Annotated in this window: 13 protein-coding genes; 2 read left to right on the top strand and 11 right to left on the bottom strand. The window is 74.8% G+C overall.

Going from position 1 to position 16,195, the window contains the following annotated elements; translation table 11 throughout:
- The 4 genes from GKC29_RS12120 to GKC29_RS12105 form a co-directional block, all read right to left on the bottom strand.
- A complete protein-coding gene (locus tag GKC29_RS12120; RefSeq protein ID WP_155330918.1) occupies window positions 1–738 on the bottom strand; it encodes a zinc ribbon domain-containing protein in 738 nt (245 codons plus the stop codon).
- Complete coding sequence (locus tag GKC29_RS12115; protein ID WP_196255910.1) at window positions 728–1,564, bottom strand: Nif3-like dinuclear metal center hexameric protein; 837 nt, start codon at window positions 1,562–1,564, stop codon at window positions 728–730. The genes GKC29_RS12120 and GKC29_RS12115 overlap by 11 nt, the downstream gene beginning before the upstream one ends.
- A 165-nt stretch (window positions 1,565–1,729) precedes the next feature.
- On the bottom strand, window positions 1,730–2,305 hold the full coding sequence (locus tag GKC29_RS12110) for a flavoprotein (protein WP_155330916.1): 576 nt from the start codon (window positions 2,303–2,305) through the stop codon (window positions 1,730–1,732).
- Between the two features lie 16 nt (window positions 2,306–2,321).
- The gene (locus GKC29_RS12105) at window positions 2,322–3,548 is read right to left on the bottom strand and encodes a helix-turn-helix domain-containing protein (protein ID WP_155330915.1); all 1,227 of its coding nucleotides are present in this window, start codon (window positions 3,546–3,548) and stop codon (window positions 2,322–2,324) included.
- Between the two features lie 246 nt (window positions 3,549–3,794).
- Between GKC29_RS12105 and GKC29_RS12100 the strand changes: the two genes are divergently transcribed.
- Entirely contained in the window at window positions 3,795–4,466 is a 672-nt protein-coding gene (locus GKC29_RS12100) for a bifunctional DNA primase/polymerase (protein ID WP_155330914.1), read from the top strand.
- A gap of 326 nt (window positions 4,467–4,792) precedes the next feature.
- Here GKC29_RS12100 and GKC29_RS12095 read toward each other — a convergent pair whose 3' ends face one another.
- The 5 genes from GKC29_RS12095 to GKC29_RS12075 form a co-directional block, all read right to left on the bottom strand.
- Window positions 4,793–5,515, bottom strand: coding sequence for an FAD:protein FMN transferase (locus GKC29_RS12095; protein ID WP_155334102.1), 723 nt, complete (start codon window positions 5,513–5,515; stop codon window positions 4,793–4,795).
- A gap of 101 nt (window positions 5,516–5,616) precedes the next feature.
- Entirely contained in the window at window positions 5,617–6,213 is a 597-nt protein-coding gene (locus tag GKC29_RS12090; protein WP_230689005.1) for an FMN-binding protein, read from the bottom strand.
- A 7-nt stretch (window positions 6,214–6,220) separates the two neighbouring features.
- A complete protein-coding gene (locus GKC29_RS12085) occupies window positions 6,221–7,642 on the bottom strand; it encodes a ferric reductase-like transmembrane domain-containing protein (protein WP_155330913.1) in 1,422 nt (473 codons plus the stop codon).
- Window positions 7,639–9,018: a DUF1501 domain-containing protein gene (locus GKC29_RS12080; RefSeq protein ID WP_155330912.1), complete on the bottom strand. Its 1,380-nt coding sequence runs from the start codon at window positions 9,016–9,018 to the stop codon at window positions 7,639–7,641. The genes GKC29_RS12085 and GKC29_RS12080 overlap by 4 nt, the downstream gene beginning before the upstream one ends.
- 8 nt (window positions 9,019–9,026) lie before the next feature.
- Window positions 9,027–11,045: a DUF1800 domain-containing protein gene (locus tag GKC29_RS12075; protein WP_155330911.1), complete on the bottom strand. Its 2,019-nt coding sequence runs from the start codon at window positions 11,043–11,045 to the stop codon at window positions 9,027–9,029.
- 518 nt (window positions 11,046–11,563) lie between these two features.
- On the opposite strand from GKC29_RS12075, the gene GKC29_RS12070 reads away from it, so the two are divergent.
- Window positions 11,564–11,821 (top strand): DUF3040 domain-containing protein, encoded by a 258-nt coding sequence (locus GKC29_RS12070; protein ID WP_155330910.1) that lies wholly within the window; start codon window positions 11,564–11,566, stop codon window positions 11,819–11,821.
- Between the two features lie 33 nt (window positions 11,822–11,854).
- On the opposite strand, the gene GKC29_RS12065 is transcribed toward GKC29_RS12070, so the two are convergent.
- Window positions 11,855–12,778, bottom strand: a complete 924-nt coding sequence (locus GKC29_RS12065; RefSeq protein WP_155330909.1) for an SWIM zinc finger family protein — start codon at window positions 12,776–12,778, stop codon at window positions 11,855–11,857.
- Entirely contained in the window at window positions 12,775–16,176 is a 3,402-nt protein-coding gene (locus GKC29_RS12060) for a DEAD/DEAH box helicase (RefSeq protein WP_155330908.1), read from the bottom strand. Before GKC29_RS12060 ends, GKC29_RS12065 begins: the two co-directional genes overlap by 4 nt.
- Window positions 16,177–16,195 lie beyond the last annotated feature (19 nt).

The following is a 16,195-nucleotide window of genomic DNA, read 5'->3' as shown; positions in this document are numbered from 1 at the left end:
CTACAGACCGGACTCGTTGGTGCGGACCATGATCCGGCGGCACTCCTCGCAGCGCACCACGTCGTCCGGGTCCGCCTTGCGGATCCGGGCCAGGTCGGCGCCGGACAGCTCCAGCCGGCACCCGCCGCACCGCCCGGCGGTGAGCAGGGCCGCGCCGAGGCCGGTGTCCTCCCGGATCCGGTCGTAGAGCGTGACCAGGTCGGCGGGGAGGTCCGCGGCGAGCGGCTGCCGCGCGCCCCGCTTGAACTCCTCCTCCTTGGCGATCCCGGCCAGGCTCTCGTCGCGGCGCTGCTCGACGGCGGCCCGCTTCTCCCGTGCCTCCGCGAGCCGCTTCTCGACGCCGTCGAGGACGCCCTGCGCGGTCTCCCGCTGCTCCATCAGCTCCAGCTCGGCGTCCTCCAGGTCGCCCTGGCGACGGTTGAGGGAGGCCAGTTCGTGCTGGAGGGCCTCCAGCTCCCGGGCCGGGCCGGTACCGGCGGCGAGCCGGTCCTCGTCCTTGCTCTTGCGGGCGCGGACCTGGTCGATGTCCTTCTCCAGCCGGGCGATGTCCCGGTCCAGGTCGTCCACGGCGACCTGGGCGCGGACGCGCTCGTCCTCCAGCGCGGACAGCTCCCGGGCGAGGGCCTCCAGCTCGGCCCGCTCGGGCAGGGCCCGGCGGCGGTGGGCGAGCTGGGCGAGGGCGGTGTCGATCGCCGCCAGGTCGAGCAGGCGGCGCTGGACGTTCGGGTCAGCCTTCACGGTCGGGCTCCTTGTCGTCCGCCGCGGGTGGGGCGGCGTGTACGGTCCACGGGTCGGTGTCCAGGTCGGACACCAGCGTCTCGACCCCGGTCGTCTCCCGCAGGAGCGCGGCCAGGTCGTCCAGCCAGGGTCGTTCGGTCGCCCAGTGGGCGGCGTCGAGCAGGGCGGGCCCGCCGGTGGCCAGGTGTTCACCGGCGGGGTGGTGCCGCAGGTCGGCGGTGAGGAAGGCGTCCACCCCGGCGGCGGTCGCGTCGCCGAGGAAGCTGTCGCCGGAGCCGCCGCTGACGGCGAGGGTACGCACGATGCGTCCCGGGTCGCCGGCGGCTCGGACGCCCCAGGCGGTGGCGGGCAGCACGGCGGCCGCGTGGCGGGTCAGCTCGGCGAGGGTCATCGGCTCGGGGAGTTCGCCGATCCGGCCGATCCCCCGGCCGTCGCCGTGCGCGGGCGAGCCCGGGGCGGGCCGGTGCAGCGGGCGCAGCCCGGTCAGCCCGAACCGGGCGGCGAGCGCGTCCGAGACGCCCGGTTCGGCCACGTCCGCGTTGGTGTGCGCCACGTAGAGCGCGATGTCCGCCTTGATCAGGCGGTGGATGATCCGCCCCTTGTACGTGGTCGAGGCGACCGACGACACCCCGCGCAGCAGCAGCGGATGGTGGGCGACGATCATGTCGACCCCGGCGTCGACCGCCTCGGCGACCGTCTCCGGCACGACGTCAACCACGCAGAGCACCCGCCGGACCGGCCCGCACGGTTCGCCGAGCACCAGCCCGACGCGGTCCCACTCCTCGGCCCACGCCGGCGGGTAGCGCCGCTCCAGCTCCGCCACCACGTCGGCGACGGTCGGCGGGAGTGCGGGAGTGCTCACGGCGGGCCAGCTTACCGGCGCAGGCGGCGACGGGGCGCGTCGCCACCCGGACGCGACCCGTCGCGCCGCCGGCACCGCCCTGGTGATCGTGCCCGTGCCGGCGGTCGAGCGGCGGTCGACCGCCGTCCGTCAGGCGGCGGAGGCCGCCGGTGACCGGTCCCGCAGCGCGGCCACCGCGACCTCCCAGGGGAAGGTGTGCAGGTGGCGCTCGCCGGAGCCCGGCGGGTGCAACGGGACGACGTGGTCGCCGAACAGCACGGTCACACCCCACTCGGTCAGCCGGCCGAGACCCGCCCGGAACGCCGGGTGCGCGGCCATCGCCGTGTTCGTGTACGGCACCGCCACCAGCGGCACCCCCAGCCCCTGGGCCTCGACGAGGAGCCCGAGGGCCAGGGTGTCGGCGATGCCGGCCGCCCACTTGTTGACCGTGTTCACCGTCGCCGGGCAGACGATCATCGCGTCGGCCGGCGGCAGGACGTCCGGGTCGCCCGGGTTCTTGTAGTGCGTACGCACCGGGTGCCCGGTCTGGCCGGCCAGCGCCGGCCGGTCGATGAACTTCGCACCGTCCGGCGTGGTGACCGCGCAGACCTCCCACCCGTCCTGCTGGGCCAGCTCGACGAGCCGGCCGACGTGCCGCGCCAGCGGCGAGCCGCAGACGATGACGTAGAGCACCTCGCGGTGCTCACTCTGGTGCGGGCCGGCCATCAGACCGGCTCCGCGCTCATACCCCTACTCCCATGTGCTCAGCCAACTCCGCGATCGGAGAAGGCGGCGCACCACGTGTGCGACGCAGGATGTCCGACATCACCTCGTGGGCGATCGGACGGCAGCGGATCTCCGACGGGGCCAGCCGGTCGCCGCGCAGGAGCACCTCACCGGCGTTCGCCACGTCCCCGACCTGGGCGAAGCCCCGCGCGATGTCGAGCAGGTGGTGCGCCCGGCGTTCGGGGAGCAGCCCGCTGAAGGCCGGCTCCGGGATGCGCTGGTGAATCTCCACCGCCCGGCCGCCGTCGCCCAGCTCCACGGCCGCCGCGGCGCGGTGCAGCTCCACATTGGTCGGGCCGAACGACGTCCAGTAGTGGTTCTGGTCGCCGCCGAGCAGGGTGGCCGCCTCGTCGGCGCCGCCCAGCAGGTCGTCCACGGTGGCCGAATCGCCGATCCGGGAGGCGGCCATCGCGCCCTGCAGCAGCAGCATGCCGTACACCGACAGGCGATCCGGCGAGGCGTCGTTGCCGCCGCCCGGCGCCAGCCGGTTCGCGATCGTGACGTTCAGCTCCAGGGCCGGGCGGGGCCGGCCCATCGCCACGAGCGCGTTGCAGACCCGGGTGGTGGCGATGCCGGCCAGTAGCGGGTCGTCCGCGCGCTGGGCGACCGCCATGGACCGGTCGGCGGCCAGCCAGGCCAGGTCGCACTCCCCGAGCTTGCGCAGGACCGACGAGGCGATCTGGTAGACCTGCCCGAGCAGGTGGGCCGCCTGCCGGCCGTCGTCCCCGCCGAAGCCGGCGTCGGCCGCCTGCGCGTCGCGCAGCAGCTTCGGCAGCGCCCGGGTGAGCATCCCGTAGCGGCCGTACTGGTAGGTCAGCCAGGCGTGGGTGACGGCCTTGCGCATGTCCGCCAGCGGCGGCGGGTACGGCGCCGCGTCGAAGTAGGCGCTCATCGAGTCGTACCGCTCCAGGGCGGCCCGGATCTCCTGGACCTCGACCTGGTCGATGCAGTTCAACGCGTCGGTACGCCGCTCCGGGTCCTTGCCGAGCAGCAGTTGGACGTCGACCTGGAGGATGTCGGCGATCTCGTACAGGACGGAGAACTTGTCGAGCCGGCGCACTCCACGCTCGACCTTGTCCACCCAGCTCTTCGACTTGCCCAGCCGGTCCGCGAAGACCTGCTGCGACATCTTGCGCCGCCCCCGCCAGTAGGCCACCCGCCGCCCTATGGGTAACTCGTCCATCTCCCCATCCCTCCCCTGTACCGTCCACACCGGCCGGTGGGCCGGGGGTTCTCCTCGGGCGCGACGCTTCGTGTTCAGGTTTTCGCTGGTCGCACAGTGTGTGCGTCAGCCGTACGGCTGATCCTCGTAGTTTTCGTGCAAGTTGCATCAGCCGTTCGTCAACTCAACGACCGCGGGTTACGGCAGTGACGGTGTTCGACGTGCCACCTGTGCACCGGCCGGGTCCGACGAGGGGAGATCGCACACATGTGGGGGAATGTCGGACCACGCGTCGCTCAACTGTCGCCTCTGGAGCGGGTACGGCTGCGCCGGGTCGCCGTACGCTACGCGCTGCACGGCTGGGAGGTGACGCCCGGTGCGTGCCTGGCCCGCAGCCGCTTCGTGTGCGGCCGGGCCGGCTGCCCCACCGTCGGCTGCCACCCGGCCCTGGAGGACTGGGAGCACGCCGCGAGCGCCGACCCGGCCCGGGTGGCGACGTGGTGGCGCGCCCGTCCGCACGGGGTGCTGCTCCCCACCGGCCGGGCGTTCGACGTGCTGGAGGTGCCGGCGCACCTCGGCCGGCAGGTGCTCGCGGCCATGGAGAACCATCCGGCGGGCCTCGCCGTCCGCGGGCCGGTGCTGGCCACCCCCACCGGTCGCTGGATGTTCCTGGTCCGCCCCGGCGACCCGCTGCGACCCGAACTGGACCACTGCTTCCACGTCGTCCGGCACGGGCCGGGCTCGTGGATCCCGGCGCCCCCGACCCGGCTGCCCGAGGGCACCGTCCGCTGGGTGGTCGCGCCGGAGCAGGCGCGCTGGCAACTGCCCGACTCGTACCTGTTGCAGAACACCCTGATCGGGGAGTTACAGGCGAGCGGGGTCACGCTCGTCGCCGAACTGCTCCCGGGTCACCTGCCACTGCCCCGCCGGGGCCGCTGAGACGCAGCGCCGGCCGGCCGCCCGCGGCCCGCAGCGTCGCCCCGACGGTCGGCCAGGTGAGCCCGCGGACGGCAGCGTCGTCCGGGCGGTCCGGCTCGTTGGACCTGGTGACGGCGCGGACGCGCCACGAGCGGGGGGTTGCATGTCCACCGACGACACCAGGCGCGAGCCGGGCGGCGCCGAGCCGCCACGCCACCACCGGCCCCGGTACCGCTGGGCCGGCACCCGACCGGCGGGCTCCCGTCCCGGCCGGCCCCGTCCACTCGGCTCCCGCCCCGCGGGCACCCGCCGCCCCGCCCGCTGAGTCCAGCCACCGACGGGCCGGATCAGGGTGCCAGGGGAAGGCCCGTCGAGTGCAGGAGGCGGCCGTCGTCGGTGACGATCGCGTGCCGGTGGCCGGCCAGCCGGTCGAGCCAGCCCACGCCGGCCCCGCCCATGGCGACGGCCGCCGTGGCGTACGCGTCCGCGAGCCCCAGGTCGGTGCCGACCACGGTGACCGACCGCAGTCCCCGGGCCGGCGCCCCCCGGCGCGGGTCGAGCACGTGGTGGCCACGCTCGTAGCCGCCGGACGTGGCGACGGCCAGGTCGGAGCCGGTCAGCACCAGGCAGGTGGCCATCGGGTCCCACGGGTGCCGGACGCCGACCCGCCACGGCCGGCCGGAGGCGGACAACCCGCGCACGCGTACGTCGCCGCCCGCGTTGAGGCAGTGGTTGGCCGAACCGGCGGCGAGCAGCCGGTCCGAGGCGACCTGGGCGGCCCAGCCCTTGACGTAGCCGGACGGGTCGAGGCCGCCGGTGGCGTACGCGTCGAAGAACCCGTCGGTGGCGCCCCACAGGTCGGCGCAGCGCTCCAGCACCAGCCGCAGGTCCGCCGACGCCTCCGACAGCAGCAGCTCCCCCCGGTCGAAGCGGCACACCTCGCTGTCGGCCCGGTACGTGCTGAACCGGGCGTCCACCTCCCGGAGCCAGCGGAAGACCTCGTCGGCCAGTTCGTCCAGCTCGGCGCGGGGCAGGTCGTCGGCGAGGTCGAGGCTGATCGGCGTACCCATGACCTGCTCGACCCGGCGCAGGCCGGGCCGGGCCGGCGACGCCGGGACCAGGGCCGGCGCCGAGGCCCCGGCGTGGCCGGACGGTGACGTCGGCACAGGCCCTAGTTCGCCCGGTCGATCGCGGCCTGCAGCGACTGCCGGTACGAGTCGCTGGTGGCCGTCGCCCCGGACACGGTGTCGAGGTCCGCGCCCTGCTGCTGCACCACCAGCCCCGACGTGCCGCTGTACCGATCGTCCACCTGCTGGCTGCGCTGGTCGGACTGGGCCGTCTCCTCCGGCAGCTCCAGCGCCACCGCGTCGACGATTCGCGAGCCGGAGAGGGTGATCTGGACCTGCACCGCTCCGTACTCGTTCTCCACCACCGGCCCGGTCACGGTCCGCGTGGTCGGCCGGGCCGGCGTGCTGCTCGTCCGCGGGGCGGACGGCACCCGCGCATTGGAGGTGGGGCGCGTCGCGGGGGCGCGGGTGGCGCTGCGGCTGGGCCGGGGCGACGTGGCGGCGCCCGACGTGGACGCCTCGGGCTCGGCGGCGCCGCCGTCGGCCGGGGCCGGCCCGGCGGGAGCGGGCGTCACCGGCCGCCCCTCGACGGGCAGTTCCTGGGCGACCGGGCCGGCGCCCGGGCCGCTCTTCAGCACCACCATCGCGGTGGTGCTGGCGGCCAGGCCGGTGATCGCGAGCAGGGCGCGACGCATGGACATGCCCTTCCTACAACTCGAAGGTGGCGAGGTGGACCTGCCGGCGCGGCACGCCGGCCTGGCGCAGCACCCCCAGGGACTGCGCGACCAGGCCGGGCGGCCCGCACAGGTAGACGTCCCGGCGGACGAGGTCGGGGACCAGCCCGCGCAGCCCGTCCGGGGTGAGCACCTGGCGGGGACCGGGGTCGTTCCGGGAGCCGATGACGTACCAGATCCGCACGTCCCGGGCCTGGGCGAGCCAGTCCAGTTCCCGGTGCAGCAGCACGTCGGCCGGTGTGCGGGCCCGGTAGATCAGCGCCGAGCCCGGTGGCAGCTCCTCGAGCATCGCCCGGATCGGCGTGATCCCGCTACCGCCGGCGATCAGCAGCGCCCGGTCGCCGGTCCGGTGAGCGGCGGTGAACGTGCCGGACGGTCCCTCCGCCCAGACGGGCGTCCCCGGGTCGAGGTCGCGGAGGTCCCGGGTGTACGCGCCGACCACCTTGACGGTGAGCCGCAGCCAGCGGCCGTTGGCGGCGGCCGAGACGGAGAACGGGTGCGACTGCCACCAGCAGCCGCGGGTGAGGAACCGCCAGCGGAAGAACTGGCCGCCGAGCAGGTCCAGCTCGCCCAGCCGCTCCCCGGTCAGGTAGATCGAGATCGTGTCCGGGCTCTCCGCGACCACGTCGGCCACCCGCAGCCGGTGCCGCAGGTTGAACGCCAGCGGCGCGACCACCCGGCCCCAGACCAGGGCCGCGACGACCACGACGTACATGGCGATCCACAGGGTGCGGACCGGGCCGGACCGGAAGAGCTGGGCACCGTTGCTGAACTGGTGGCCGAAGCCGAGCAGCAGCGCGAGGTAGCTGGACAGGTGCAGCGCGTGCCACAGCTCGTACGGCAGCACCCGGCGGATCGCCCGGACGCTGGTGAAGCCGATCAGCACCAGCACGCCGGCGGCGGCGAACGCGGAGACCATGTCCTCGTAGTCGCGCAGCAGCACGCCCGCCTCGGTGAGGACCGGGTTGTCCTCCAGGTCGGCGTACCCGACCAGGATCAGCGCCGCGTGCGCGAGCACCGCGACCAGCAGGGTGGCGCCGAGGTCGCGGTGCCAGCGGGCGATCTGCTCGCCGCCCATCCGGCGCTCCAGCACCGGCAGCCGGCTCATCATCAGCACCTGCACGAGCAGCAGGTAGCCGGCGACGAGGCCGGTGATCCGCCCGGCGGCGGTGAGGGTCGCGGCGGTGGTCTTCAGGGAGCCGGCGGGGGTGTCCAGCCACCAGGGCAGCACGCTGGCGAGCAGGCCGAGCACGAGCAGCGCGGCCAGCACCCGCCGGCCGCCGGGTCCGCGCCGCGGCGGCACCTGGGGGCGTACGTCGGCAGCCGGCCGGCCGCCGGCCCGGGACGGTGTCGTCCCGGCCCGGCGGCCGGTGGCGTGGGTACGGGGGTACGTCACGCGTACAGCTTCATCGGGGCGTACTTCATCCGCGGGAAGATCTTCGCCACCTCCGCGTTGGTGAGCCCGAACCGGCCCTGCGCCACGGACCCGTAGACGTTGAACATGTTGTTGTACTCGGGTACGTCGCCGGAGTCGAGCTGGTTCAACCCGTTCCAGGTGCCGAGCAGGGAGCCGGCGAGCTTGCGGCCGGACAGGACGGTGATGACGCCGCCGTGCCCGTGGTCGGTGCCGCCGCCGTTGGAGGCGACGCGCCGGCCGAACTCGCTGGACACCATGATCGTCACGTCGGCGGCCAGGTCGCCGAGGTCGGTGAAGAAGGCGGCCATCGCCGAGGCGAGCTCGCCCAGCCGCCGGTGCAGCTGGCCGCCGTCGCGGGTGCCCTGGTTCTCGTGGGTGTCGTAGCCACCCATGCCGACGGTGGCGACGCGGACGTTGGCGCCGCCCTTGATGAGCTGGGCGAGCTGCTGGAAGGCACGGCCGACGCCCCGGTACTCGACGCCCTCCGCCGGCTGGTACGGCTTCGCGGCGAGCCGCTGCGCGGTGGCCAGCGCGCCGAGGCCGTCCTGGACCGCCTCCTCGACCGGGTGGTTGATCCCGGTGAACAGGCCACGGATCGCCTTCTCGGTCGCCGCGCGGTACTTCTCCTCGCCGTTGAGCCGCAACGAGCCGACGCTGTTCAACGACAGCGCGCCGTTCGTGCCGACCAGCGAGCGGGGCAGGGTGCTGCCGATGCCGACGCTGCGGAACGCGGTGCCCTTGCCGAGCGCGTCGACCAGGCTGTCCAGCCAGCCCCGGCCACCGGTCTCACCGGGCAGGCCGCCGAGGTTGCAGGCATCCGCGGCCTGGAAGTGGCTGCGGGACAGGCGCTCGTCGGAGACGCCGGGCACGAAGCCGAGGTTGCCCGCGCGCAGCCACGGTTCGAGCGGCTTGAACGCGCTGGTCAGCTTGAAACCGCGGCCGACGGCCAGGGAGTCGTCGGCGAGCAGCAGGTCCGGGCGGGCCCGGGCGAGCACCGGGTCGTCGGCCGGTGCGACCAGGCTCAGACCGTCCAGCCCGCCGTAGAGGAAGACGTGGATCAGGGTGCCGGTCTTCGTCGCCGCGAACGACGCCGACGTGGTGACGAACTGTGCGGTGGCCAGGGCGGTGGCGGTGGCGGCGGCACCGGCCACGAAGGTCCGGCGGGTGACGCCGCGGCCGTCCTGCTGCGCCTCCTCCAGTTCCTCCAGGCGACGGTAACGGTCCCGCTCGGCGGCGTTCTCGGCGGCGACGATGTCGGCCTCCGCCCGCAGCAGCGCCTCGGCCGGGTTGTCGGCCAGCCGCCGCACGTCGGGGCAGTCGGGGTGCAGGGGGTACGAGTACACGGTCTTCTCCATCGGAGGCCTCACCGGAGGTGGTGCTGGGGGGAAGCGAGGATCGCCCGCGCGACGGCGGTGACGGCCCCGTTGAACGTCGCGTCCACCCGGGCGCCGGCCGACAGGCCGGCGATGCCGAGGATCAGCGACTTCTCCTTGGCGCTCAGCTTCTGGCCGACCAGCCGCTGGGCGAGCGCGTCCACGTACGCCCCGGCGGTCGCCGGCGGTCGGGCCACCAGCTTCTCCGGCTTCGTGTACGTGAAGACGGTACGGCGGGCCGCGACGAGTTCGCCGGCCTCGTTCCAGCCGTTGACCATCGTCCCGGCCGACGTCCAGGCGACGTAGACGTCCGGGTAGCCGTCCGGGGTGGGCTGGCCCATCGGGTACTGGCCCAGCTCGCGCATCTTGTCCTGGATCTGCCGCAGGCCCCGGCCGAACGGGGTGCGCCGGTTGTCGCGGTTGTCGTGGCCCGGCGACGCCTCCGGCGAGACGCCGAGCGCCCGGTACGTGGCGACGAGGTACTCCATCGGCCGGCGGACCTTCTGCCCCACCGCGGCCCAGAACTCCGAGGAGCTGAAGAGGGTCATCAGCAGCGGCTTGACCATGCCCTTGTTGGTCAGGTACGTCTTCGCCAGCCGGTCCACGAGGGACTTCGGCGGGGTGTCCGAGACGAACCGGGTGGCCAGGCTCTGGGCGACGTACTTCGCCGTCGAGGGGTGCAGGGCGATGTACGTCAGGTACGCGTCGATCGCCGCCTCGGCCTTCTTCGGGTCCTTCGAGTTGTTGGCGTGGGTGAAGCCGAGGATCTTCACCTTGCCGACGTAGTGCCGCTCCGGGCGGAAGACGTACTTGCCGTCGGCGACGCCGCGTCCCGTCTGGAGCAGGGCCGCCTGCCGGACGTCCTTCTCGGTGTAGCCGCCGTCGACGCCCACCGAGTACAGCTCCAGGTTCTCCCGGGCGAGGTTCTCGTTGACCGCGTCGGCGCGGGAGTCGTTCTGGTTGAGGTAGAGCAGCAGCGCGGGGTGCCGGTTCGCGGCGAGCAGCATGTCCGGGTAGCTGCCCAGGGCGTGCGGCCGCACCACGTCCCGGTCGAAGGAGTTCCGGTACACCTCGCCGCCGTCGAAGTCGGCCGCGACGTGCAGGAAGTCGTTCCAGAAGTCGACCATGACCTCGTACAGCTGGCGGTCCGACCAGATCTGCCGGGCGATGGTGGCGTCGACCATCTCCCGCTCCGGCTGGGCGCCCCGCTCGTTGAGCTGGTCGCGCTGCGCGCGCAGCTGGTCGGTGCTGAGCTTGAGGGTGGGCAGCTCGGCGAGCTTCAGCTCGGCCTTCGTCGGGGCGACCTTGTCGGGGTCGAGCTGCCAGCGCAGCCAGCCGTCGATGCCCCGGTCCTTGATGTCGGCGAGGACCTTCGGGGTCACGCCGAAGGTGGCCCGCCGGGCCAGGTGCAGGATCGGGTCCTTGGCGAGGACCGTCTTGACGGTCACCGGGGTCTCCGCGGCGGCGGCCGCCGGCCCGGAGAACGTCCGGCCGCCGGCCGGGTTGTTCTTCTTCAGCGCCGCACCGGCCCGCGAGCCCATGTAGCTCTCGTTCTGCTCGGTGTAGGTGCGCACCGTGCTCGGCTGCTGCCCACTGGGGCGGGCGGCGGTGCCGTCGGTCACCTGGGTGCCGGTGGCGTCGCCGGCCACCACGTCGTCACCGAAGAGTCCCCGCACCTGCGGTGTCATCGCCAGCGCGGCGCCACCGGCGACCACCGCGGCGGTGCCGCCGAGTGCGGCGAGCGCCTTGCGGCGGCCCACCGGGCGGCCGGGTTCACCGCCGTCGTCCAGGGTAGGCAGTCCGGCGCCGGGGGTGCGGGCCGGCGTGACAGATGGCCCGAAGCCGTTCGGGCCGACCCACTGGGGGCCCTGCGGGGCCGGCGACTGGGGCGCGTCGTAGGCGTACGGGGTGGACGCGTACTCGTCGCGGTACGCCTCGGGGTGCGGTCGCCCGTCCCACCCGCGGTCGTCCCACGATCGGTGTGGTGGTGGCACATTCTGGTCGGCCATGTACCAATCCGTTTCTGCTGCGCCGCAACGACCGTGACCGGGCAGGATACGGGTGCGACGGCTGATGCCTGGGGGGTTGCTACGGCAAGGTAGCCAAGGGGTGAGAGGCCTTCAAGCAGCGTCGGACGGCCCCCAACCGGCACTTAAGACGGCCCTCAGCGCCCCGGAGCCGCCCCGGCGGCCGACCGGCACCGGACAGACGGTCCCGAGCAGGGCCGACGCGGGCGGGCCGGGCACGCGCGTAACGTTTCCGGCGCACGCGGCGCTGATAGCACCGTTCAACGGCACAGGCAAACTTAAGGTTCGGATAACCCGGTCCTCAAGAGCCCCGGAACGGCCACCCCGCGCACCGTGCGTCGCCGTTCCCACGCCGGCGGTTCGCGCGATCCCGAGCGCGGCCCGGGCGGTTTCCGCGCGGCGAGGCCCGCGACCGCAAACAGGCGGTAACAGGGGAGCGTGAGCCGCCGCCGCAGCGGGTATGCCGCCGAACCGCTGCTGAACGCGTGAGGGGAAGGCACATGCTCAGCAAAGAGGATCAGCGCAGGTTCGAGCAGATCACCCGCCACCTCCGGGAGAGCGACCCGGCGTTCTTCGCCCGACTGGACAACCGCGCACGGGGACGTCGCGGCCGGTGGCTGATGCTGTTGACCATCGTTCTCTGGGCGGCACTGCCGGCGACGACCGTACTGGCCGGACGGCTGGCCGGCGCGATCTGCGCGGTGGTCCTGGTGGCCAACGCCGCGGTCATGTGGCGTTTCCGACAGCGCTGGCTGTGACGCCACGACGGGCGACGCCGGTCCTTCCGCCGGTCAGTCAGCCAGCCGCCGGTACGCCCGGCGCAGCCGTTCCACCAGCCCCGGCCCGCCGATGGCGGGAGCGGGCGCGCCGAGCTGACGGAGCACCAGGTCCGGCCCGGTCATCAGGGTGGGTGGCCGGTCGGGCAGCGGCACCGGCGGGGACCAGAACCGGTCCACCGCCTCGGCCAGCGGCGCCGGCGGCAGCCCGGTGACCGCCCGCGCGGTACCGACCGGCGGAACCTCCACAGTGGTACGCGGACCGTCCGGGGCGGACCGGACGGCCGGGGGACCGGCCACGCCACCGCGCAGGACCCGCAGCCGGTCGAGCAGCTCGTCCCGGTGCCGGCCCCGCCAGTGCAGCAACTGGAACGGGTCGGCGTCGAACGCCTCGGCGAGCAGGTAGAAGGTCGCCGCGAGGTGCTTGCAGGGGACGGCGGCGTCGGGGCAGCTGCACCGCTGTTTCAGCTCGGCGACGCCGGCCGGGAACAGCGGCGCGCCGGCCGCGGCGAACAACTCCTCCAGCTCGGCCGGAAGATCCCCGGCGAGCAGGCGGGCACTGAAGAACGCCTGCGCCGCGAGGTCCGCCTCCAGCCGCGCCCAGAGCTCGGGCGGGAAGGCCGGCAGCGCGATGCGCACGTCGTACGGGCGGGCGCGGGAGCCCTGCACGACGGCCGTCACCTCGCCGGGCGCCACGTCGAGGCGGACCACCTGGCCGGCGCGCGCGTACGACCGGCCCCGGGTGAGGCGGGTACCGAGGGCGAACGACTCCAGCACCTCCAGGAAGCGCCGCGACCACCAGGACCGGCCGATCGCGCCGCGGGTGCTGCGCGCCCGGAGTCCACCCTCGACCTTGCGGGGCGGCCCGTAGTCGGCGAACCGCCCGGGGACGCCGTCGCCACCGCGATCGGTCGTGCCGCCACCGGCTCGCGGGCTCACTCGACCACCGCCCCGGCCTCCAGACGGAACAGGTCGCGCAGTTGGGCGGTGGACAGCTCGGTGACCCACTGCTCGCCGGTGCCGACGACCGTCGAGGCGAGGCGGCGCTTGTCGGCGATCAGCGCCGCGACCTTCTCCTCCACCGTGCCGGCGCAGACGAACTTGCGGACCTGGACGCGCCGGCGCTGGCCGATGCGGAACGCCCGGTCGGTGGCCTGGTCCTCCACCGCCGGGTTCCACCAGCGGTCGACGTGCACGACGTGGTTGGCGGCGGTGAGGGTGAGCCCGGTGCCGCCGGCCTTAAGCGACAGGACGAACAGCGCCGGACCGTCCGGGGACTGGAACCGGGTCACCATCGCGTCCCGGTCGGCCTTGCCGACGCCCCCGTGCAGGAACAGCGTCTCCCGGCCGAAGCGGGCCGACAGGTGGGCGCGCAGCATGCCGCCGAACTCCGCGTACTGGGTGAAGAGGAGGGCCTTCTCCCCCGCGGCGAGGACCTCGTCGAGGATCTCCTCCAGCCGGGCCAGCTTGCCGGAGCGACCGTCCAGGGCGGAGCCGTCGCGCAGCAGGTGAGCCGGGTGATTGCAGACCTGCTTGAGCCGGGTCATGGCGGCCAGCACGAGCCCCCGGCGTTCGATGCCGTCGCTGGACTCGATCCGCGCCATCATGTCGTCGACCACCGCCCGGTAGAGGGCGGCCTGCTCGGCGGTCAGGTTGCAGACGACCTCCATCTCCAGCTTTTCCGGCAGGTCGGAGATGATCGAGGAGTCGGTCTTGAGGCGGCGCAGGACGAAGGGGCCGGTGATCCGGCGCAGCCGCTCGGCGGCGTCGGTGTCGCCGTGCCGCTCGATCGGCTCGGCGTACCGCTTCTTGAACGTCGCCGCCGGGCCGAGCAGGCCCGGGTTGGCGAACTGCATGATCGACCAGAGGTCGGCGAGCCGGTTCTCCACCGGGGTGCCGGTGACGGCGATCCGGTGCCGGGCGGGCAGCGCGCGGACCGCCTCGGCCTGCCGGGTGGAGGCGTTCTTGATGGCCTGCGCCTCGTCCACCACCACCCGGTGCCAATCGATGCCGGCCAGGTCGACGGCGTCGCGGGCGGCCACGGTGTAGGTGGTGAGGACCACGTCCGCCGCGTGCACGGCGTCGGCGAACGCGTCCCCCCGGGCACGCTCGGCGCCGTGGTGGACGTGGACGCGCAGGTCGGGCGCGAACGTCGCCGCCTCCCGCTGCCAGTTGCCGACCAGCGACATCGGACAGACCAGCAGGGTCGGGCCGGCGTCCGGCGGGTCGCCCGCGAGCAGGGCGAGCAGTTGGACCGTCTTGCCGAGACCCATGTCGTCGGCGAGCACCCCACCCAGGCCGAGTGACTGGAGGAAGGACAGCCAGGCCAGTCCCCGCCGCTGGTACGGGCGCAGCGTGCCGCGGAACGACGGCGGCGCGTCCAGCGGGGTGAGCCGCCGCTCCACCGTGCCGGCCAGCAGGTCGCCCAGCGCGCCGTCGGCGCTGACATCCAGCACGGGCAGCGCGTCCGTCTCGGCGTCGGACAGGCCGAGGCGCAGCAGGTCACCGACGGTCAGCTCGCCGGCCGAGCGGAGCAGCCGCAGGCCGGCGGCGAGACGCTTCGGGTCCAGCTCGACCCAGCGGCCGCGCAGGCGTACCAGCGGTGTCTTCAGAGCCGCGAGGGACGCCAGTTCGTCGGCGGTCAGCGGGTGGTCGCCGAGCGACACCTCCCACCGGTAGTCCACCAGCGCGTCCAGCCCGACACCGCCGCCGGCCCCGGCGACGGTGCCCGGAGCGGTCCGGCTGCGCGCCTGGAGGCGGGCGCCGAGCCGGGACGACGGGCGTTGCCACCACGACGGCAGCAGCACGGCGAACCCGGCCGCGTGCAGCACCGGGGCACCCTCCCGGAGGAACCGGTGCGCGCCCTCCACGTCCAGGACCAGCGCCTCCGGCGTGGCGGTCCGCAGCGCCGCATCCAGCTCCGGCCAGAGCCGGCTGGCCCGGCCCAGCTCCGCCAGCAGCGTCTCCTCGGGGCTGACCAACCCGGTGACGGTCTCCGGCTCGTGCCAGATCCGCCCAGCGTCGACGTGCAGGCTCGGCTCGTCGGCGGCCTGGAGGCCGAACTCGACCCGCCAGAGCCCGCCGGTTCGAGCCTGGACCGAGGCGTCCGCCGGCACCACGGTGACCGGCTCGGTGACCTCGTCGAGGGACGGCTCGACCAGGCGGAAACTGGCCCGGACCGCGCCGCCCGCGGCGTCGCGCTGCCAGGCGTCCAGCTCGTCGCGGAGTGTCGCCAGGGCCGCCGGGTCGGCGGCGAAGTCGCGGTGCGGGCCGCTGAGCGCGGCGAGCCACGCCGGCACCGCACCGAGCCGGCGTACGCCCTTGGCGAGCACGGCGTCGGCGAGCGCGGCCCGCACGGCGGCGTCGGTGAGCGCGTCGAGCGCGTCGGCGACCAACTCCCCCGGGGCCCACCCGTCACCGTCCCGGCCGGCGGGCCACCCGCCCGCCCGCGCGACGGCGGTCCCGCTCGCGGACCCACCGTCGTCCCGCGTCGGGTCCGGACCGCCCACCGCCGCGATGCCGGCGGCGTCGGCTGATCCCGCCCCGCCGGACCCCACGATGCCGGCGGCGTCGAGTGGATCGAGCAGGACCTCCACGGTGGCCCGGGCGGCCGGCGGCAGGGCCAGCGCGAGCGAGCGGGCCCAGGCGGCGTCCGTACCGGTAAGCAGGGGCCGCCACACCGCCCGCGCGTTGGCGGCCGGCCCGCCCGGCCCGGTCGACCGCCCCGCGGTCACGTCCGGGCCCGTCGGGTCGACCGCCGCCAACTCGGCCGACTGCGCCGGCTCCGGCCCGGCCGGCCGGCGCGATCGCGCCCCGCGCGGCCGGGCCGGTTCCCCGCCCGGCCGGCCGGGCTCGGCAACCCCGGCCCCCGCCAGCGGCAGGACACCGGGCAGGACGCGGCCCCGGGCCGCCAGGTCGGCGGCGAAGTCCGCCAGCTCGGCGAGGTGGCGCAGGGTCGCCCCGGCCACCGCCACGTCGCCGACCCGGCGCAGCAGGGCCAGGGCGGTATCCGGGGCGTACGCCAGGACGGGGACCCGCCACCCGGCGAGGGTGACCGGCCCGCGGACCGGCTCGACGGGCCCGGTGCGGACCAGTTCCGGCGAGTCGAGCGGCGAGCCGGAGCGGGTGGGCAGGGTGAGCAGGGCCGTACCGAGCGCGGTCGGCTCGGCCACCTCGGCCAGGGCGGCGGCGAGCGCGGCGTGGTCGGCGGCGAACGGATGCGGACGTTCCCGGGGTGCCCGGCCGGGACGGCGCGGGGGATGGGGCGGGAGCGTGCTGTCCTCCGCCCAGACGGCGAGCCCGGTGCCGGGCCGCCACGACCCGTGGATGACCAGCACGCGCTCCCCCTCGTCGACG

It is taken from the genome of Micromonospora sp. WMMC415 (assembly GCF_009707425.1).
GTDB lineage: Bacteria > Actinomycetota > Actinomycetes > Mycobacteriales > Micromonosporaceae > Micromonospora.
This window is presented reverse-complemented; position numbering and strand designations above follow the sequence as displayed.